The following is a 981-nucleotide window of genomic DNA, read 5'->3' as shown; positions in this document are numbered from 1 at the left end:
CCCATCACAGTTCTTAAATATATAAACGTGAGCATAGAGCATGACTAATTGTTATTAGATCAATAACTGTCATTCCATTTCACTGCGTTCAGAAGAAAGTGAACGAAATACCTGCGGTGTCACATTATAGGTCTGGCGGAACACCTTGCAAAAATAGCTGGTTTGGGAAAATCCAAGATTTTTGGCAATGCTGGCAATGCTCCAATCACTGTGCTGCAACATCTCTCTGGCATTGGCCATGCGTTGTTGGTTGACCCAGGCATTGAAGCCGATCCCCTGATATTTTTTAAATAATTTACTGAAATAGTAAGGGCTGAGATACACCTTGCCAGCCACTTCTTCCAACCGCAGCTCTTCTGACAAATGCGTGTCTATATAGCGTAGTGCTTTCTTCATTTTGCTGTCATGCGGGTGGACCGGCCGTACCCTGCCCGGCTCTTTGCTCCCCATATTGTCATTGATTACAACGAAATTGAGGTGTTTTTTCAGGCAGTTCTCAACAATCAGCTTCAGCAAATCAGCCGAGGCTATTACCCGAGAAAAATCCATTATCGGCACATTATGGAACTCATCCATTAGCGCCGGATTCTGCTGCCAGTTATTATCGACATTCAGAATATCAATAAGGTAAACATCTGCATGCAGCCGGACCTGCCCACATAACACAAAACCCACCAGATGGCCGGCAATCACCAAAGGAATAGAAAAATCAGTTAATCCAGCATGGCAGCGGTAGATGCAGGGCTCATTGGATTTGGACGCTTCAAGGCCACCACAACGATCACTCATCCGACAACGCAGATGGTTAACCGGATCTTGACGCATTAATTGACAAAATGGGGTGAAATTAAACAGGTCAGAGATTTCCTCACCGTGAATATTCACCACCACCACCGCCAATCCGGTAGCTTGGGCAAAATCCTGGGCGATTTTATTTATGAGCTCTGAGTTAAGAGAACTGGCAGAAATCATGATAAAACC

1 protein-coding gene is annotated in these 981 nt (G+C 44.8%); it reads right to left on the bottom strand.

The features are described from left to right. Positions 1 to 69: 69 nt before the first annotated feature. Positions 70 to 972: a transcriptional regulator PocR gene (pocR, locus tag V2A85_RS23950; RefSeq protein WP_372558492.1), complete on the bottom strand. Its 903-nt coding sequence runs from the start codon at positions 970 to 972 to the stop codon at positions 70 to 72. Positions 973 to 981 lie beyond the last annotated feature (9 nt).

The organism is Yersinia sp. 1252 StPb PI (assembly GCF_048593885.1).
Taxonomy (GTDB): Bacteria; Pseudomonadota; Gammaproteobacteria; order Enterobacterales; family Enterobacteriaceae; genus Yersinia; species Yersinia enterocolitica_E.
The sequence above is the reverse complement of the archived record's forward strand: the minus strand, read 5'-3'. Positions and strand labels throughout refer to the sequence as shown.